A 19008-nucleotide genomic window follows, 5' to 3' on the forward strand; every position below is an offset into this window, starting at 1 on the left:
CTGAAAATTATTATTGTTTATATTCTTTTGCTAATTTCAATAAGTCTATTTTGGCATTCATTATACCTTTTTCAAAAGGGTAAGATGCTTTAACTAAACGTATAATATTGTCAATGTCATCATTATATTTTTCGATAATAAGATCTAAATATGCCTCCTCTCTTGGCGTAAGTTTTTCATAATTTTGGACATCAACCTCTGAGACGAAATCTATATTATTAACTTTATTTATAGTAAATATATTCTTTGAAAGAATACGTTTTTCTAAAGAATTAGATACTGCACATATAGGATTAGTAAACCAGTCAAATTCTTCTGTATAATATTCATCATCTACTAAGGTTGAATACCAATTTAATAAATAAATCATATTGATAATTTCTAAAAGAGATAGCTTTCTTCCTATTTTTTTTATAAGTTCTTTTATTACTATATCTACACTGCGTTTCATAACTACTCCGGTATTTTAGGATCGTTTGCATTTTGAATTTGAATTTCAGATATTAAATTATATTTATGTAATAATCTATTTATTTCGAGAATTGAGCTAAGCATTTTATCATTTTCTGAAAACTCTTTGAATTTATTTTGTAGCTTTTCATCAAAATGCGATAATGAACTAGGTTTTTCTCCTTCTATTAATAAAATACTGAATGGATAGCCATTTTTATCCATAATTGATTTTGCAATAAATCGACTAGGTCGCATTTTTGTGGTTAAAGAGTTTATATCAGCTTCTGTGAACTCGTAATTACTTAAATGATATTCTTGATAAAGTTTAACCTCCTTATCTCGCTTTTTCCCCCTTGATGATATTATGCAAGGAGACTCGAGATCAATATAAAAACTAGACTGCATTACTTTTCCAATAATACCTATATCATCTCTATAAACTTTCTGTAATGAGTATGTAGAGTAGTGCCTGTTTCCCGAGTACCTATCAATAACAATCATTCCATTTTGCATAGATGACATTTGTCCATATAGAGTTATTCTATCTGAATTATCTAAATTATATTCATCAAATATACTTCGAAGAATATGTCTAATCTTATTACTAATGTATCCATTTATTTTAGATAAGTCACTATCTCTTATATCTTTACCCTCTTTTAAAGCCCTTAATTCTATATTTAGCCGATTAATTTTTTATATCTTTTTTTATGATAGGTAAAAAAAGATATAAAAAATTAATAAGCAAAGCAATTGCTATCAAAGTAATTTTTAAATTGCCTTTAATGTGAAAATACACCCTGTCAAAAATCCATATACCTTGAAATATTTCTTTATTAGAGAAGAAGAATACAATAAAGCTAGCTAATGCAGTGAGTATAAACTTTATTATATTGTCTTCCTTTAGAATATGGGATTTTACATCTTTTATATTCATATTAGTTATAAATAGTTTCTAATTCAAACACTACACCAAACCTACCCAATAATATTCAATTACTGGTTTGGGACTTACAAATAACTCCTATGCTCAACCGCCACGCCAATAATGCGAATTTCTTGCTTCATTGAACTAAGGGTAGGAAAATCAGGGTTAAGGGGAACAAGCTCAAAATGTGGATTACCTGATTCGGAAATTTCGCCTAATTCACGATAGCGTTTTAAGGTTGCTTCACCGTTTCCATTGACAGCGGCTACAAAATCACCGGGGTGAGGGCGTTTTCGGATGTCAATTAGCACTAAATCCCCTTCGCTAAATTTAGGCTCCATCGATAAGCCGCTTATCCGCAAAAAGAACGCGTCTTCGCCTGCATCTATCTCTGTGTCAATATAGTCATAACCGATACTATCGTGAAAATCGCACGCTTCTGTCCACGTTCCTGCTTGAATTGAACTAATAAGGGGATAAGAGTGGGATTTTTTAACGTTCGCAGGAACAACATTTTGATCGCCAAATGTTAGCCATTCTGGTGTTACTCCTAAATATTTGGCAAGAGCATAAGTTTTACTCGGTGAGGGGGTTGTTTCTCCGCTAAACCATTTGCTGACCGCTTTAGGCGTTATTCCAAGGATTTTAGCAATTTCTGCACCACGCCCCCACTCTGCTAAACCTTTTTCTTTACAAGCAAGATCTAATCGTTTAGCAAAATTCTCTCTGAATTTTTCTTCTGTAATCATTTTTTATCTCCGTACCATTGGTTCAATTATAAATAAATATTGAAGTACTTTCAGTTCTGATTTATTATGTACTTAATGTTCATATTTTTATGAGGAATTATGAAAACACTTACACAAATTATTGACCATATTGGAGCTTCAAATGTTGCTCAATTATGCGGTATTACTTCTCGGGCTGTGTATAAGTGGCGAGCTTCAAATACATTGCCAAGAACAGATTACACGGGAGAAACGCAATATGCAGAGAAACTAGCTAATGCTCTCAATAATAAAATAACGGCTGACGACATTAAGCGACTAGCGAATCCAGCTAATCCATAATTTACCAAACCCACTCAAAAAGTAACCATAAAAAAACGAGAAAATTTTATGAAAGATGAATCACCGTTTTTGTACATACAAAAAGCCCTGCATACGCAGTTATCCCGTAGTCGCGAAATCTCAAATTTTGCACCTGCAATGGGAAAAACGACAACGCAACTAGGTCAGGAATTAAATACGAATTATGACCGTAACAAACTTGGCTTTGTTGATGCCATTCATCTCATTGCCCTCACTGATTCAATCAACATCGTTGAAATGATTGCTCAGGCAGTAGATCACACGTTAATGCCTTGCCCGCAAGAATGTAAGGGATCGTTAGATTTATTGCGTGAAGTGGTTGTTTTGTCTGAATCAGTGGGGAAATTATGTGGGGAAAGTGCGAATGCCTTATCTGATAACTCCGATTTAGGGCAAGAGCTTTCAGCAAAAGAGCGTGAGAAATTAACAGGATTGATTAACCAGCTACTTTCTCAGCTGGTTTGTCTGAAATGGGAATTAAAGCAATAAAAAACCACCGTTGCAGCGGTGGTAATTCATTAGAAAGGAATTATCTATGAACGGATTATCAATGATTTCGGAACAAAATGCAAGCATAAAAATGAGCAGTCGTGAGATTGCTGAATTGGTGGAAGCAAGACACGACTCAGTAAAAAGAACGGTTGAACGCTTGCAAGATAAGGGATTGATTCAACTTACACCATTGGTGGAAGTTAAAAATCATCTTGGGCAGAGCGTTTTAGAGTATCAACTCATTAAGCGAGATACTTATGTTGTTGTAGCACAACTTTCACCTGAATTTACGGCTCGCTTGGTTGATCGCTGGCAAGAGCTAGAAAATCAGCAAAAAAACACCGCACTTTTGCCTAATTTTAACGATCCTGTGGCAGCCGCTCGGGCTTGGGCAGATGCAAAAGAAAGTGAACAACTCGCATTAGTTCGCGAACACCAAGCCTTGTTAGAAAGCAAGCAAAAATCCGAACAAATCGAATCAATGGAAAGCTATTTCCGTAATGGGATTTCGCCATTTGAATTTGTGAAAGGCTTGAACGGGGTAAATTCGTTAAAAGTGGGTGAGTTTCTGTTAGGCAAAAATTGGCTTTATCAAGACGGCAATCGTAAGCGAGTAAAAGCCTATGCCCGAGATCAATATCTCACGGAGGAAACTACAGAAATCGCTCAGCACGGCAAAGAGCCGTTTATCGCTTATAAACCTGTGTTGCTAAAGAAAGGGGCGGCAAAGCTCTATGAATGGTATGTGAAAGGCAATTTGCCAATGAAAGCAACGTGGAACGGTGAATTTACACAAGATAAGGCGGTGGGGCTATGAGCAATCAATTTATTCCAAATTCTTTCCAACTGCCTAATTCGGTCGTTGATGACTTAATCTGCGATTTAACTGGTTCAGAACTTAAATGTTACTTAGTGATTGTGCGTAAAACAAAAGGCTGGAACAAAGATTGTGATGCGATTTCTATTAGCCAGTTAATGGAAGTGACAGGGTTGAGCAACAGAGCTGTGATTGATGCCTGCAATCATTTAACGGAAATCGGGTTATTAACTCGCCAAAAAGGGGCAAGAGGGGTGAATGTTTTCACGCCTAACCTGTGTAAAAAGTTCACTAGTGAAGAAAGTTCACCTGTGAAAAAAGTTCATAGCACCTGTGAAGAAAGTTCACAAGATCCTGTGAAAAAAGTTCACACACAAAATAACAATAAAAACACTACTCAAAATAACAATAAAAAAATAAATAAAAAAAGCTCGGTTGAGCAATCTGAATTTGAGCTGTGTTTTGCCGATTTCTGGCAGGCAGGCTTGGTTAAAGTCAACCGTGCAAAAGCACTAAAAAGTTTTGGCACCGCGTTTAAGTCATCAGGTAAATCCATTCGTGAGTTTACCGATATGCTCGTTTTGGATATTCGCAGGCGATTTTCACTTGGGCAGTTCGGTTTTGAAAAATTACATCCGACAACATACCTGAACAACCGCCGTTGGGAAGATGATTATTCACAACCTGAAAATGTGAAAGCATTGCCAAATCCGTTGAATAACAAGCCAGATGCACACAATGGATTTGCAAAAAAAATATACGGGGAAACCAAAACACCAGAATGGGCGGAGGATTTTATTAATGTTTAAAGTAACGCTAGAAGGCCTGCAAAAGGAATTGAAAAATGCTTTAGAAGGGTTTAATTCTGAAGTCGAAAATGCTGAAGTGAAAGAACAAATTGGTGACTGTGAAAAGCACGGATCGTATCGCCAATTTTATCGAAAAATACACTTTCCTATGGGGGGAGGGATTGAGTCAAAAACGCAATGCCCAGAATGCCTAAAGGAAAAAATCCTTAAACTTGAGGCAGATAAAGCGCGTCAGGAACAAACGGAACGTGAGCATAACATTAACGTATTAAAAATGACTTCTGGCATTGCCAAACGTTTTGAACAGGCTTGTTTTAGTAATTATCAAGAAACCGAATATAACCGTAAGGCTAAACGTTTTTGTGAGGCTTATGCAACAAAATGGGTTGATCGCAAATCAGTTGGTGGAGGGCTAATTCTTTGTGGGAAACCCGGTACAGGGAAAAATCATCTTGCTAGTGCGATTGCTCATCACATCATCGAGCAACATCAAGATGAAGTGTTGATAACCACCGCGTTAAGAATTATCCGCAAAGTAAAATCAACTTGGGATAAAAATTCCTCTTTAACCGAGAATGAAGTAATGGAGATCTACACAGATAAGGACTTACTTATCATTGATGAGGTAGGCATTCAATTTGGCTCTGAATCGGAAAAGATTATTTTATTTGAAATCATCAATGAGCGTTATGAGCAAATGAAACCAACAATTTTAATCAGCAACCTATCGGAAGATGAATTGAGCAGATATGTCGGTGAGAGAATCATTGATCGAATGCGGGAAGGTAAAGGTGCAGTGATAAATTTTGATTGGGAGAGCTACAGACAATGACCGAACAACAATTTGACAAAGACACGTGGCGAACCCCGAGATATTTTTTTGACTGGCTTTTACAGCGTTTTAACTGGTTTGATATTGACGGCTGTGCCGACCACAAAAATGCCTTGGCTTACCGTTATATCGGTAAGCCAGCCCCTGAAGATGATGACGATGCGGAGGGATTTAATAAAACGTGCATAGCAACAGATTTTCTCGGTGAGGATTTATTCGATCGATTGCTTGATGAGGTGGCGGAAACCTGCCATTTTCCTTTGCGTATTTTCGTCAATCCGCCTTACTCCAACGTTACGCCTTACCTCAAACGGGCAAAGGAATTACGCGACGCAGGTTATTTGGTGGTGATGTTGCTCAATAACGATAAATCGACGCAATGGTATCAAAACCACATTCACAATGTTGCCAATGAGGTCATCGACATTGTCGGCGGCCGCATTAATTTTATTCACCCTATCACGGGCGAAGAAATCAAAGGCAACACAAAAGGGCAAATGGTTGTGGTGTTCGATCCCGCGATGGAAGATTTTGTACAGCGGTCGGTTACGTTGGATTTTGTGAAGAAGTGCGGTGGGTATAACCCGTGATTATTGAAATGGTTAAAGGTGCGGGAGGCACGTTTGTGCCAGCTGATGAAATGTTTTTGCCCGCACTTCAAGGCTTCAAAAACGGGGAAATGTATTCCGTTGAAATCAAACGTACACGCAATCCACAGTTTCATCGTAAAGTGTTCGCTTTCTTTAAATTTTGTTTTGAGTATTGGGCCGCAGAAAACACAGAACTGCAGTTCCAAAGCGAGGCGAAGCAGTTTGATACCTTTCGCAAAAATCTTACTGTGCTTGCTGGGTTTCGAGAGGTTACTTACACCATTGACGGCAGAATGCGAGTAGAGCCTCAAAGTTTAAGTTACGGCAATATGGAACAAGACGAGTTTGAACAATGCTACTCCGCTCTGATTAATGCGGCAATTAAGCATATTTTCAACGATACGACCGATCCGAATGTGATCAATCAACTTCATTCATTTTTTTAACGGGAGGAAAGATGTTATCGATTTTATCAAGTGTTATAAGTTTTTTAGGTGTGTACTTTGGCTTTTGGGTGGCGGAAAAACAGAGTAAACACCATATCAATAGAATTGAGGCGTTAATGTTGCTAGTCATTTTCGGTGTTGGCGGATTGAGCTTCTTGTTGTTATTCAAATGAAAAAGGGATTATTGATGGAATTGAAAGAGGCTTGGGACGGTTTTTAACAGGAGAAAGTAACAATGGGCGATAAATGGTTTTATATCGCAATTTGCGTTGGGGTGGTTTGCTATACCACATATATGATAACGCTCGTGCTTGTGGGGTAATAATGGCAAAAGCACCAAAACAGCATAAATGCAAAGTGTGTGGCACTTATTACACAAAGACAGTAAGTAGCTTACAGAAAGTCTGTAGTGTGGATTGTGCGATCAAATTATCGGCAGAACAATCACGCAAAAAGCGTGAAAAAATGGCTAAGGTGGAGCGAACAGAAACTCGCAAAAGAATGACCGCACTTAAAGAGAAGAATAAAACGCATCATCAGCTCATTGCTGAAGCACAAAGTGCGGTGAATAAATATATCCGTTTTCGTGATGCGAATAAGGAATGTATCTCGTGCGGTACGCCGTTGATTAGCGAGAAATTAGGCGGGGGATTTGACGCGGGGCATTATCGTAGTCGGGGTTCAGCCCCGCACTTGCGGTTTTATTCGTTAAACATTTTTGGTCAGTGCAAACGCTGTAATCGCTGGCTTGACGGAAACTATCATCAATATCGCATTGGGATCATTGAGCGTTTGGGTATTGAGAAGGTGGAATCGATCGAGAGCGACCAACGCCCAAGGCATTATAGCGATGAGGATTTAAGGCGGATTAAGCGGATTTTTGAACGGAAAGTGAAGTTATTAGAAAAGCGGGAGCGGTAATATTGATTTAGTCGTTTATAAAAAGTTAGAAATGAGAGTGTGGTTAAGTGGATTAGTTAAGTAAGGTTGTTGTATGACGAAAAAAATTAGTAACTTTAAGTTAAATCCTGATTTAATCCGTGCACGTTGTTTAAGTGCGCGTTTACTTGCAAGGAAAAGCCCAGAGAGAGCCGCAGCGGAAATGGGCTATACTAATACGAGTATGATTTCCAAGATGGAAAGAAAAACCTCGAAAACGGCGATTAATCATAATTTTCTTGCTCGGGCATCATTGTGCTATGGCGTGTCAATGGATTATTTGCTGGGTATGTCGAATTACCCAGAACGAGATCCAAGAAGTGTTGAGCAACTCGCTATTTATAGCAGTGTGCAGCATTATGCTAATCAGCTTTTAGAGGGGCTGACAGAAACCATAGTTAAAGGTGCGTCAGCTCAGGTTCTGAGTATGCACTTATCAATGCTTTGTGATGAGAGTGCTGAACTCGTTGATGCGGTAAATCGAATGCGTGAACTCAACCCTAATTTCGATGAGGATATTAAAGCGGGGTCATTAGTGATGAAGCAAGTCGATAAAATCAACCAACGTATTTCATCCACTCGAAGAAGGCTATCAAAAGAATCCTATGATGACAATATATTGCGTCAATTCAAAAGCGTGTTAAGTGATGGAAGCGAAAAGCAACTGGATTTAGTGGGATATAGATATGGCGACTAGAAAGGAAGCTGCAACAACGGCAAAAACAAAAGTTAAACGTAAAGCAAAAGTGAGTGCCGCAATTTCGAAGAGGGAACTCAAATTAGAAGAGGGGCAATGGGAAACCAAACGGGGACGTCCCTATAAGTTTGATCCAGATTTAGCTATTGAGAAAATGGAGGCTGCGATCAATGATTATGTTGAAGGGAAACTCAAATACTATGAGTTAATTCAAAAAGACAGTGAGGGAAAGAAAATGGATATACTTGGCGTTGCTTTCCCAACAATAACAAGAATGGCTCTATTGTGTGGTGTTGATGAACAAACATTTACAGATAATTGTACTGCGAAAAATGAAGATGGAAGTATAAAAAATAAACAATTATTCGGTGCGTACAAAAGGTTTAAAGATCTAGGCAAAACAATGCTTGTTGAGGGCGGTTTAGTTGGAATGTATGACTCAAGACTTGTGCAATTCTTGGGGAATGTAAATTATGATTTAGTTCCAAAACAACAAGTCGAATCAACCGTTGAAGTGAAAAGTATGGATAAAGTTTACGAAGAACTTGACGCAATTTTAGCTTCAGGACAGGAAGAGACGCGGTTAATGCAGGAGCGTGCTGAAATGGAAGAAAGAAAGGCACTGTTAGATGCGGAAAATGAAGAAGCGTAAAACACGGACGATGATGAGTTTAGCCGACCCCATTTCAGGTTGGTTGAATTATCAATAAAATAGATATGTTCAAAGCCTATAGATAATCAATAGGCTTTTCTTATATTCGCTATACTACAAAAGCAGGCTGAACCGAAAATGTTTGCTTTTGTGAGGCTTTCCATAAATCATAATCCGCTTGCTGATGTAACCAGCTCTCTGGACTAGGGCTATTTTCCCCTAGCCAAGCGTGCAGCCGTAAAGCCATTTCAGCACTAATTGCGGACTTGCCGTTTAATAATCGGGAAAAGGTTACCCTGTTTACGCCTAACTGTTTAGCCGCCTGTGTTACAGTTAAGCCTAACTCGGGTAAAATATCTTCTTTGATAACTTCTGCTGGGTGCGGTGGGCAATACATATTCATCGTAATCTCCTAATGATAATCTTGATAATCCACAATTTCAGCGTGTCCATTTTCCAGTTTAAACGTAACTCGCCAATTACCATTTACCTTAACACTCCAATGATTGGTTAGGTTTCCAGCTAATGGGTGCAAATTCCAACCCGGGATATTCATATCTTGTATTTGTTTTGAGCTATTTAATCGCGCTAAAATTCGCTTTAATTTAGCCGAATGTGCAACAATAATCCCAGCAGTTGAGCCAGTTTTATAGAATTTTTCCAAGCCTTTATGCTTAAATGAAAGTATCATAAGGTAAGAATTTAATTAATAATACGGTTATTGTATATCATAGCACTACACTTTTTCAATGAGTTAATTTTTGTTAGTTTTAATGCTGCTATCTCAGTGATAAATTTGGCCAGCTCAATTTTAAGCTCGTTGAATACAATCTGATTAAGGTGTTCTCACTTACTTTAAAAGTTTCTTAATTTTGGTATGATAAATTCCCACATTCATTTTAGGAGTTTATTTATGGACGCCGCATTACCAATCATTTGGTTTTTATCCTCCCCTATTTTTTTAATCTTATTTGTTATTTACTATAGAAAATGGAAGAAACTCAAAAACAATCAAGGACAACCCTTTTCTAAGGGCAGTCAATCAGAATGCGCTCAAGAAGTCTCCACTATTGCTCCTTACACACCAAAATTCAGATTTCGCTCTTCTAAACGTTTCAAAGAAAAATGGAATGAAAATAAACAGAAACAAGCTGAATTAAAAAAATCAGAGCAAGCTACATATTCCGATGCTGAATGGGTCGTCGGGCTAGGTAAAACAGCTGAAAAAGATGGTTTTACTATGATGAATAACATATCAACTATAATGCTTACGGCATTTGACAAAGAATGTGATTTATTGATTAACGATGTCTCTTTCCGAAACTTTGATTTGTTCAAGAATAAAATGACTAAGTCCTTTGAAAGGTTAAACAAACAAGGCGTGATATTTCGGATCTTCATTAGCGAAGATTATTTAGCTCTGAAACACGAAGAATTACACCTAGCCTTTGAATATGAACTTAAAAAACAACGAGAAAAAGAGGAACAGCAACGTATTCAAGAAGAGATGAGAGAAGAACAAAAAGTTCAACGTGAAGCTGAAAAACAAAGAAAACTAGCGGAACAAAAAGAGAGGGAAGCTCAAAAAGAGATCGCACAGTATAAAAAATTGCTTGAATTAGATAAAACCAATAAAGAGTTATTAGCTAAACTGGCTCAAGCAGAACAAGATTTAAAGCAAGCGATAGAAGACTCTCAACGTGCTATATCAATGGCTCAACTCACCAAACAAGGTACGGTATATGTCATTTCTAACATTGGTTCTTTTGGGGAAAATGTTTATAAAATCGGAATGACAAGAAGATTAGAACCGTTAGATCGAGTTAAAGAATTAGGTGATGCCAGTGTTCCATTCCCTTTTGATGTCCACGCTTTAATTAGGACAGATGATGCACCAAAACTAGAAAACACATTACATAAAAAATTCGCACATTGTCAGGTCAATAGAGTTAATACTAAAAAAGAATTTTTTGAGGTCGATCTTGCCGAAATTGCAAAAGCTGCTGAAAAATTAGGTTGTGAAGTGGAGTTCACAATGGTTGCAGAAGCCAATGAATATCGCCAATCACAAGCTATGAAAAAATCCAATCAATATAACGAAATAACAGAATCAGATGATGAGGATAACGAAAATGTCTAACGAACCGACTAAACCAGTTCTTCATCTTATTCCTAAGGAAGTTTGGCTGGCAGAAAGAAAAGGCAGCAAAAAAAAGATATTTAAAAAGATATTTTCTATCCTAGTTTGGATATTTAAAATTGTGTTTTTTGTATTGTTTGTTGCAATATCAATATTAGGTATTTTTGGTTCCAATTCATCTAAAAAACGCCGAAAACGACGTAGAAAGTGATCTGTTGCCGAACATCAATATAGCCTATTGACAAGCAATAGGCTTTTTATTAGTATTAGTCTGATAGGTGTCGAAACCTTACAGCGGTCAGTTCCGCAAGACCTAAATCCATTGCGGTTTTTTTGTATCTAGAATTTGGTGTTTCTCCTTTTCTCAGCCAAGTTTGGACAAAAATGGTAATTTTAATCTATGATCGAGTGGGCGAGGAATACAATACCCGCAAGGGAAATAACTCCAGCCTGCTGTAGGCTTTCGAACCGCTCGATCACCAATTTCAAAAGGTATTCGTGTTATAAGAACACCTTAAATTGGCTAGCAAAATTTCGAAAATTACAGAGGCTATTATGTCAATTCAAACTCAACTCCAAACAATCCAATTTTACGACCGCACTTTAACTACATTTGAGCAAAACAACGTTCATTATGTCGCAATGAAGCCAATTTGTGAAAATATTGGTCTGGACTGGAAAGCTCAATATGCAAGAATTAAACGCGATGAAGTTCTTTCTCAAGGTATGGTCATTATAACCATACCTTCACAAGGTGCTGAACAACAAACATTATGCCTTCCAATCCAATACCTCAACGGCTGGCTATTTGGCATTGATGTAAAACGGGTGAAACCTGAAATCAGAGAAACCTTGATCACCTACAAAAGAGAATGTTATCAAGCATTGTTTGATTATTGGAATAAAGGCAAGGCAGAAAAAGTTTTATCAATAAATGAAAACGACACCATCACCCCCGAAGAACAACGCCTTATTCAAAACGCCGTTGCTGCAACCCATCAACGCACAAAAATGAGTTATGGCGAAATCTGGGCAAGAGTGAAAAATAAATTTGCGGTGGCGAAATATGAGCAAATCAAACGCAAAGATCATCGTGATGTGATGATTTACATTGCTTCAATGCACCCAATGCAAGAATTGCCACCCAATAGCCTTGCGTTAGATATGGAAAATTTCTATATGCTAGCTAAAGCAATGAATTACATCAATCATTCTGTTGCCGCTTGGGAGCGTTTAGAGGAGCTATTTTCCGACTTGGAAAGCCATAAAAACTACAAAACCGCTTTCAACCTTGGTACTGCTAGCAATCGACTTGCACAAACGCTAGAAAGCTTTATCGCCAAGCACACCCAATCGCTTAAAGATAAAAAAATACAGCAAGAAATCGAAAACTTGATTTTTAACAGCCCAAGAACAGAGCAAAGCCCCACAAAAACCGTAAATTACTTACGTTAAAAACCTAACCAAAACCGACCGCACTTCCCCGTGAACCGTGTGGCGGTTTTACTTACCTCAAATTCAGTAAAAAGGTGAAATTATGTTCAAGATTGTAATGATTATTGGCTTGTTGTGGTGTGCGTACGAATTAGATTTAAGCTCAGACTGCAACGGGCATTATTGTGGAATAACAACAGATTTATTGGTGAAAAAGTAAGAAAAAAACGACCGCACTTTGTTGTGCGGTTTTTTATTAGGAAAATTTAGCGAAGTCAAGGAAAGTAAACCCCGATAATAGCATTAATTTGATGAGGTTCATTGTCATTATGGAAACAGCAAAAATTACACAAAGTGATGTTGAAAAAATGGTGCGGCATTGGTTGGCAACACCTGTGAATAGCTATTTAGGGTCTGATTATGGTTTTGATAAACACGCCCTGTTATTCGCTCCGCTTACAATGGGGGCGGCTGATGAAGTGATTGCTAAATTGCGTCGAGATGTTCCCGTTTTGGATATGCTCCCTCCTGATGCGGTGAACATTTATTCTGTGCCTGTGAGTCCAGATAAAATGCACTTTATCTTAGAGATTGGCAATATTGTGTTAGATATTATGTGAGGATTGAACAATGTACACCAAAGAAGACTTCCTTGAAGCGGTGAAAGAAGAGGCGTTAAAAAACGAGCTGACTGCCGCCTTGTATCACGCGGGCGATCCGAGATTTTTACAAATGCAAGGGGCAATCGCTCAAATGCTTGCTATGTATAGCCAGCAACTTGAAGTCGCAATGCAAGAGCCTTTTTTGAAATCAAGAGACGCAACCGTATTGGCAGATGCCGCCTTGAAAGGATTAATCTTTACTGCAAAGCCCGCGATTGTTCAGATTAAAGCCATTAATAATGGCAATACGCCTGTTAGGATTGAAGCGGGTCGTTATTTATTTGACGCAAGCGGACGTATGTATCGAATTGACAGCCCTGTTACATTACCAGCTTCAACGCAAAATAATGGTGAGGGAGAAATTATGGCAACCCAATTACAATTTGTTAAACACTCTCATACTATGAGCGAGTCCTATCCATTTTATGCTATTGAGGTTGAAGAGCCAAAGGATGGTAGTTATATATCTACTATTCAAGTGAAAGTCAATGGTGAGGTATTTGACCCCTGTTTTAAATTTAATGGTGTTGATGCGGGAGAAAAGGTTTTTCATATTGAGTCAGATGAATATAAACGTTTATATGTCAAGTTTGGTGAAACCTCCGTTGTGGGATTTCAACCCTCGATTAATGATGTTATAACGATAGAGTGCGGACAATGTTTTGGCGACATTCAGCCTGAGCTTGGAAGTACATTTTCATTTCAATATATTCAAGCTAATGAGGAAAACGAGATTAATTTAGAAATGAAAGCATTAAAACGGGCGGGGAAAAATCCTATTGACATAGCAACATTAAGAAACTTGTGTAATTATCCTTCGACTTATGATGATAATGCTGTATTTCTCGGTGAGTTTGATAAATTACTTCGTAAAAACTTTAATCATTTGGCATTTCTAGCCGTATGGAATGAACAGATAGAAGAAAAAATACGAGGGGCTGACATTAATAATGTTAATACGCTATTTTACTCTTTTGCTTTACCCGATAATTCAGTTGAAAGTAAAGAATCTATCAAGCGACAAATATCACAAGTCATTGCGGAAGCTGATGACTCCTATAAGACAAAGTTCGTTGAACCAATTACAGAAAAAATTCATATTACCGTTAATGCAATCATTGCAAGAGCTTATGATGTATTACAAGTTAAAGCTCAAATCATTGATCTTTTGTTACAAGAATATGGCAAAAATGCTTTTTCAACCAAGCAAGGGAAGGTTGTTGTAAAAAATAAAGAAGTATTTAGTTTGATAGAGCAGGCAATTCCAGCACTTGCGGACAAAAGAAGTGATTTAAATGTATCAATATCTAATGGAGTGAATTCCGCTCCCGAAGTATTTCGATACCTAGATAAAGAGTCAATCACAATTAATTTAACGTCTAATGGGTATGAAAGTAGCGTGTGGGGCGGTGGATATAATACAGTGGAGTAATTATGGTAAATCAGACAGGAGCAAAAGAGGTCACGCCTATTTATCCATTTGTGGCCTCAGAAATGACAGAGGAAATTGAACTAGCTTGGAAAAATGTTTTTCTTAGGGTTTTTAAGAAAATGCTATGGCATAGACAAAGGGACTTATTACATTATGGATCGCCTTATTTGGCTCAAAGTGCATTATTAACGAAATTTGCGTTAAATGATGGGCTAAGTCTAATGCGTGCTGATGGCGATATTGATAGACTTCGTTATCTTTTTAAGGCTTGGCGAGTTAAAAACCCTAAAAGAGGTTTTCATTTTCTGCGTACTTATTTACAAATGCTTTATCCAGATGGCTTCACTATTGAGCAATTGTGGCAGGAAACAGATAAACCATATACAACATCGCTTGTAAATGCCGAAGGAGTTCGTAGAAAAAACACCCCTCATTGGCTTACATCTAGGATAAAAATTTCAATCACCGATATAAGCGAAGATGGGCAACAAATACTGCAGTATGTATCTACAATTCAATCAATTATAGGAGCTAGATTTGTTGTTGGACTGACTGTAAAAAAAGAACTAGGAAATAAAAACAAGCCTTCAAAAGTTGTTATTGGAACGGGATTTTCTGGGTTTAATTTTGCCTCATTTAAAGGCAAGTGCCGATTACCAATTATTTAAGGCAGGGGGATTTATGATAGAAAGTCATTCTATGGCTTGTAATAGGTTTGTACAACTTGTTCGTGATTTTTCGATCAGAACTAAAAAATGGGAACCAGCAATTCGTTATGAAACAAAATTTGATGAAAAGCACGATCTTACTTTGGTAAGCCTACGGGTGTATGGGCGACGAAATGAGTTTCTTACTATTATGGCAGCCGCTGGGCTTGGTTCTTTTGATGAGCCACTTAATGAACAGATTCTTGTTCTGCCTACTGAAAAACAGCTTAAAGAAATAAAATCTCGTGCTGGATATGAAAATAACCAAGAAAAAAGAGAATTTTATAAAACGGTGATTTAGGAAAAAAACAAGTATTAAATATATCTATCTTTTTATACTAGCCTCACAGATTTTTATCGTTAAGGATATGTGATGGCTGTAAATCAAATCAATAGCCCCCCAACAATAACTAAGGCAGGATTAAAACTCGCTACGATGAATAATAATCAGCATTTATCGCTGACTATTACACACGCGGCATTTGGTACGGAAAAATATCGACCAACGGGAGAAGAAACTTCCCTAAAACAAGAGAGATTGCGTGTAGGTATTGCATCCGCTGTAAGATTAGATGAGAAAACAATCCAGATGCGTTTTGTTATAAAAGCAGAACAAGATGAAGGTTTTTGGTGTAATGAAATTGGTTTTTGGGCAAATAATACGCTTATCGCTGTTTATTCTTCGGATGAAATAAAAGGCGAAGGGTTAATTTTTATCTCTGATAAAGTGGAGACAACAATTTCATTTTCGCTTGCCTTGGAAGCAATGCCTGTTGAACGTATTGATGTGCAAATAATGCAAGATCAAGATAAACTTATTCAGCTCATAAATCAGCACGAAAATGAAGATAATCCACACCCTCAATATACCCCAAAAACTCTCACCGCCACTAGCCAAAACGCCGTGGAGGAAACGGGCCACAGCCACGAAATCGACAAAGCAAGCACAAGCCAAGCGGGCATTGTGCAACTCACCAACGCCACCGATAGCGAAGCAGAAACCCTAGGGCTCACCGCCAAAGCGGGGAAAACGTTGAAAGGGCTGATTGATGCCTTAACCCGCAATCTGAGTAACTATATCCCCAACAGCAAAAAATCTAATGCAATTAATTTGGCAAGTAGCGACACCGTGGCGACCAGTAAGGCAGTGTATGACCTTAACGACATCAAGCTAGATAAGGTTGGTGGCGAGGCATTTTTGAAAACCATCGACTATACCAAGGCTAATGGCTATACCTACAGCGGGTTTTATCGTCCAAACGGCGCTAGACTTAATAATCTCCCACTCAATGGGTTGATGATGCACATTACCCACCCAAGCTACAGCACCAATGCTCACGCTAGAGGGATTTGCTTTAGCTATGGTAGCTCAACGGGCAATATTGCTTGGGATATATTTACGACAGCCTTTGATGCCAATGGCAATCACCTTGGTCAAAAGCGCATTATGACCGAGCTTGGTGGGACATTTACGGGTAATATTGCCGCACCAGATATAACCGCAACAGGTCTTATTAATATTGCTAACAATCGTTGGGGGCGCATCCGTGCCACCCTACCCGATGGTGGCTATTGGCAGTGGGACGTCAATCCTGCCTCAGCAACCGACCCAAGATTTAATTATGTCTATCGCTCTGCAAGTGGCGAGCAACGCTGTTTAGCATTTCCGCAGCTTACTAAAAATGAGGTTGTAGCGTATCGGGGTTGGGTCGACGAGAAAATCCAAAGCATCATTCCTGTCGGCGCGGTCGTGGCATTTCCAAGTGCGGTGCAAAATCCGCACGGATTTTTGCGATGCGATGGCTCAACTTTTGGTAGTAGCACTTACCCCGATTTATACCGCACGTTAGGCAATAACAACAAACTGCCTGATTTACGCCGCTCTGATGTGGGAATGACGGCGTATTTTCCCACAGATAACATTCCGGCGGGCTGGATTGCCTTTGATGACATTGAAGAGCAGGTGAGTGAACAGGCTTATCCCGAACTGTATCGCCACCTTGTGGCGAAATATGGCAGCCTTTCCGCCGTGCCGAAAGCGAAAGACCGCTTTATTCGTAACGCGGGGGCATTGCTTGCGGTGGGTGAGGTGCAAGAAGATACCCTTCAAGACCACTTTCACTATATTCCTACCGAAGCAGGGGGCGATTATCAAGCCGAGAAAGATATCACTCTCGTCATTCGTGATGGTGATACCACCGATGTGGAGCCAGGTTCGTTTAAGTCTGCACAACAAGGCAGGGTGCAGGCGAACAACACGGCAGTCGCCGATGGGGTAAGGGCAAAAACCTACCTTGCTTCTACGAAGGATGGTACGGATAAAGATACACGAACTGCGGAAGAAACGCGCCCGAAATCCCTTGTTCTCAAACTCTGCATTAAAGCACAAAACACGCTCGATGGGGTGCAGTTTTGGATTAAAGCCTTTGGCAATGTGAGCAATGCGGGTGAGCTTGAGGTGGGCCGTTTGGCTCAAGATATCCAACAAGTGCGGGCAGAAAAAGCGGACATTTCGCATACGCATACCGCAAGTGAGATAACGGATTTAAAGCTATTGATAAAAGAGTCTATTGCAAGATCAATTTCAAATAAATCCGTCATAGGTGGGTTCGAAGTGATGAAGTACCCCGATGGGACAATGATTCAGACCTATTGTTTTAATCAAAATGATATTGTGGGTACGCGAGAGAAATCCTTTATGTGGCCTGAAGCCTTCATTGATATACCATTAATTTTCGCATCACTAACCACTTCGGTTAATACCCCTCACAGTTTCGGTATAAATATTTTAACTAAATCTAACAAATCACAGTGTTTTTATTATGAGTATGAACACAGAACCATTAATCAAGGAGCGATGCGAATTCAGTTTTTGGCAATCGGTAGATGGAAAACGAGCCGCAGAAGCAGAGAGACTGTACTTGCACCAGAAGTATTAGAGGAACTGGAAAGTTATTTTAGAGAAGCTGGCTTATTAACTTAACATTAAGGGGAATTTATGACGATTTATTTTAAATCAGGCTTTTATCACGGCACAGCACCTGAAGGTGCTATAGAAATCAGCGAAGAAACCTACCGCACTTTACTTGAAGGGCAAAGTGAGGGAAAACAGATTATCCCCGATGAGCGGGGCTATCCCGTTTTGATTGAGCCACAACCAAGCCCATATCACCGATTGCAAGGGGGAAAATGGGTGATGGATGAGGCAAGACAAGGGGAACGGCTCAGCGAGCAGCGAAATCAAGTGCGGTCAAAAATTAATGCCAAACGAGATAACTGTGTTGATGGCGGCGTGTATGTGCCAGAAATCGGCAAATGGGTGGATACAGATGAAAAAGGGCGTGCCACCTTGGTAGAAATCAAAGCGGATTTTGACTTAAACGGCAAAACGGAAGAAAACGGCGAGCCACGTATTTTCACCCTGATTTGTGCGGATAACACCGCTCAACCGTTAGATTTTGGTAAATTCAAAGCGGTGTGGAACGCGGCGAAAACGCTCAAAGAAAAAATGTTTGAAAACGCCTATATGCACAAAATTTTGTTAGAACAAGCGGAAAATCCGCTTGAGTATGACTGGTCAATCGGCTGGTCGCAAACCTATGAGGAATACCAAAATGAGCAAGAAAAATCCATTTAAAACTTGGGGCTATCACGTTTTGATTGCCCTCGACCAACTTTGCAACGCCTTAACGGGCGGTGGGGCAGATGAAACCTTTTCCAGCCGTTGTTACCGCCGAGCCGTGTTAGAGAGCAAACCCAAAGCCCGCTGGCGGTTTTGGTTTCGGCTGGTGAATGGGCTGTTTTTCGACAAAGACCATTGCAAAACCGCCTATGAAAGCGAGGTGAAACGGCGGCAATATCCGGAGGATTTTACCGCTATAAAGTGA

25 protein-coding genes are annotated in these 19008 nt (G+C 39.0%); 20 read left to right on the plus strand and 5 right to left on the minus strand.

Going from position 1 to position 19008, the window contains the following annotated elements; genetic code table 11:
- Window positions 1-10: 10 nt before the first annotated feature.
- The 3 genes from HBL79_RS02115 to HBL79_RS02125 all read right to left on the minus strand — a co-directional run bounded on the left by HBL79_RS02115 (window position 11) and on the right by HBL79_RS02125 (window position 2130).
- Window positions 11-451 carry a hypothetical protein gene (locus HBL79_RS02115; protein WP_035689467.1) on the minus strand — a complete coding sequence of 147 codons (441 nt, stop codon included), beginning with the start codon at window positions 449-451 and terminating at the stop codon, window positions 11-13.
- A gap of 2 nt (window positions 452-453) precedes the next feature.
- On the minus strand, window positions 454-954 hold the full coding sequence (locus tag HBL79_RS02120; protein ID WP_167316908.1) for a hypothetical protein: 501 nt from the start codon (window positions 952-954) through the stop codon (window positions 454-456).
- Between the two features lie 510 nt (window positions 955-1464).
- Window positions 1465-2130, minus strand: coding sequence for a LexA family protein (locus HBL79_RS02125; protein ID WP_046097533.1), 666 nt, complete (start codon window positions 2128-2130; stop codon window positions 1465-1467).
- A 99-nt stretch (window positions 2131-2229) separates the two neighbouring features.
- Between HBL79_RS02125 and HBL79_RS02130 the strand changes: the two genes are divergently transcribed.
- The 10 genes from HBL79_RS02130 (at window position 2230) to HBL79_RS02175 (ending at window position 8746) form a co-directional block, all read left to right on the plus strand.
- Window positions 2230-2451, plus strand: coding sequence for a hypothetical protein (locus HBL79_RS02130; RefSeq protein WP_046097532.1), 222 nt, complete (start codon window positions 2230-2232; stop codon window positions 2449-2451).
- Window positions 2452-2499: 48 nt separating this feature from the next.
- Window positions 2500-2961 (plus strand): phage regulatory CII family protein, encoded by a 462-nt coding sequence (locus HBL79_RS02135; RefSeq protein WP_035689204.1) that lies wholly within the window; start codon window positions 2500-2502, stop codon window positions 2959-2961.
- Between the two features lie 46 nt (window positions 2962-3007).
- Window positions 3008-3781, plus strand: a complete 774-nt coding sequence (locus HBL79_RS02140) for a Rha family transcriptional regulator (RefSeq protein ID WP_035689202.1) — start codon at window positions 3008-3010, stop codon at window positions 3779-3781.
- Window positions 3778-4590: a replication protein gene (locus HBL79_RS02145; protein WP_035689199.1), complete on the plus strand. Its 813-nt coding sequence runs from the start codon at window positions 3778-3780 to the stop codon at window positions 4588-4590. The genes HBL79_RS02140 and HBL79_RS02145 overlap by 4 nt, the downstream gene beginning before the upstream one ends.
- Window positions 4583-5422 (plus strand): ATP-binding protein, encoded by an 840-nt coding sequence (locus HBL79_RS02150; protein WP_035689196.1) that lies wholly within the window; start codon window positions 4583-4585, stop codon window positions 5420-5422. Before HBL79_RS02145 ends, HBL79_RS02150 begins: the two co-directional genes overlap by 8 nt.
- On the plus strand, window positions 5419-6012 hold the full coding sequence (locus HBL79_RS02155) for a DNA N-6-adenine-methyltransferase (RefSeq protein WP_035689193.1): 594 nt from the start codon (window positions 5419-5421) through the stop codon (window positions 6010-6012). Before HBL79_RS02150 ends, HBL79_RS02155 begins: the two co-directional genes overlap by 4 nt.
- Entirely contained in the window at window positions 6009-6458 is a 450-nt protein-coding gene (locus HBL79_RS02160; RefSeq protein ID WP_046097531.1) for a DUF1367 family protein, read from the plus strand. The genes HBL79_RS02155 and HBL79_RS02160 overlap by 4 nt, the downstream gene beginning before the upstream one ends.
- Window positions 6459-6782: 324 nt before the next feature.
- The gene (locus HBL79_RS02165) at window positions 6783-7379 is read left to right on the plus strand and encodes a recombination protein NinG (protein ID WP_035689190.1); all 597 of its coding nucleotides are present in this window, start codon (window positions 6783-6785) and stop codon (window positions 7377-7379) included.
- 73 nt (window positions 7380-7452) lie between these two features.
- Window positions 7453-8094, plus strand: coding sequence for a hypothetical protein (locus HBL79_RS02170; protein ID WP_017807425.1), 642 nt, complete (start codon window positions 7453-7455; stop codon window positions 8092-8094).
- Window positions 8084-8746, plus strand: coding sequence for a hypothetical protein (locus tag HBL79_RS02175; RefSeq protein WP_017807426.1), 663 nt, complete (start codon window positions 8084-8086; stop codon window positions 8744-8746). The genes HBL79_RS02170 and HBL79_RS02175 overlap by 11 nt, the downstream gene beginning before the upstream one ends.
- Before the next feature lie 109 nt (window positions 8747-8855).
- On the opposite strand, the gene HBL79_RS02180 is transcribed toward HBL79_RS02175, so the two are convergent.
- Window positions 8856-9149, minus strand: coding sequence for a HigA family addiction module antitoxin (locus HBL79_RS02180; RefSeq protein ID WP_026138622.1), 294 nt, complete (start codon window positions 9147-9149; stop codon window positions 8856-8858).
- A 9-nt stretch (window positions 9150-9158) separates the two neighbouring features.
- Complete coding sequence (locus HBL79_RS02185; protein WP_046097530.1) at window positions 9159-9437, minus strand: type II toxin-antitoxin system RelE/ParE family toxin; 279 nt, start codon at window positions 9435-9437, stop codon at window positions 9159-9161.
- Between the two features lie 222 nt (window positions 9438-9659).
- Between HBL79_RS02185 and HBL79_RS02190 the strand changes: the two genes are divergently transcribed.
- The 10 genes from HBL79_RS02190 (at window position 9660) to HBL79_RS12350 (ending at window position 19008) form a co-directional block, all read left to right on the plus strand.
- A complete protein-coding gene (locus HBL79_RS02190; RefSeq protein ID WP_081637567.1) occupies window positions 9660-10886 on the plus strand; it encodes an SNIPE associated domain-containing protein in 1227 nt (408 codons plus the stop codon).
- Entirely contained in the window at window positions 10879-11097 is a 219-nt protein-coding gene (locus HBL79_RS02195; RefSeq protein WP_035689183.1) for a hypothetical protein, read from the plus strand. The genes HBL79_RS02190 and HBL79_RS02195 overlap by 8 nt, the downstream gene beginning before the upstream one ends.
- A 344-nt stretch (window positions 11098-11441) precedes the next feature.
- On the plus strand, window positions 11442-12341 hold the full coding sequence (locus HBL79_RS02200; RefSeq protein WP_082082237.1) for a phage antirepressor N-terminal domain-containing protein: 900 nt from the start codon (window positions 11442-11444) through the stop codon (window positions 12339-12341).
- Window positions 12342-12649: 308 nt separating this feature from the next.
- Entirely contained in the window at window positions 12650-12940 is a 291-nt protein-coding gene (locus tag HBL79_RS02205) for a hypothetical protein (RefSeq protein ID WP_017807430.1), read from the plus strand.
- Window positions 12941-12950: 10 nt separating this feature from the next.
- Window positions 12951-14414: a hypothetical protein gene (locus HBL79_RS02210; protein WP_017807431.1), complete on the plus strand. Its 1464-nt coding sequence runs from the start codon at window positions 12951-12953 to the stop codon at window positions 14412-14414.
- 2 nt (window positions 14415-14416) lie between these two features.
- Window positions 14417-15082: a hypothetical protein gene (locus HBL79_RS02215; RefSeq protein WP_035689181.1), complete on the plus strand. Its 666-nt coding sequence runs from the start codon at window positions 14417-14419 to the stop codon at window positions 15080-15082.
- Between the two features lie 13 nt (window positions 15083-15095).
- Entirely contained in the window at window positions 15096-15422 is a 327-nt protein-coding gene (locus HBL79_RS02220) for a hypothetical protein (RefSeq protein ID WP_026138624.1), read from the plus strand.
- A 72-nt stretch (window positions 15423-15494) separates the two neighbouring features.
- The gene (locus HBL79_RS02225; protein ID WP_052716807.1) at window positions 15495-18104 is read left to right on the plus strand and encodes a tail fiber protein; all 2610 of its coding nucleotides are present in this window, start codon (window positions 15495-15497) and stop codon (window positions 18102-18104) included.
- A 15-nt stretch (window positions 18105-18119) separates the two neighbouring features.
- Window positions 18120-18758, plus strand: a complete 639-nt coding sequence (locus HBL79_RS12345; RefSeq protein ID WP_046097309.1) for a DUF4376 domain-containing protein — start codon at window positions 18120-18122, stop codon at window positions 18756-18758.
- Complete coding sequence (locus HBL79_RS12350; RefSeq protein WP_035696072.1) at window positions 18736-19008, plus strand: hypothetical protein; 273 nt, start codon at window positions 18736-18738, stop codon at window positions 19006-19008. The genes HBL79_RS12345 and HBL79_RS12350 overlap by 23 nt, the downstream gene beginning before the upstream one ends.

The organism is Avibacterium paragallinarum, from assembly GCF_011765605.1.
GTDB classification, from domain to species: domain Bacteria; phylum Pseudomonadota; class Gammaproteobacteria; order Enterobacterales; family Pasteurellaceae; genus Avibacterium; species Avibacterium paragallinarum.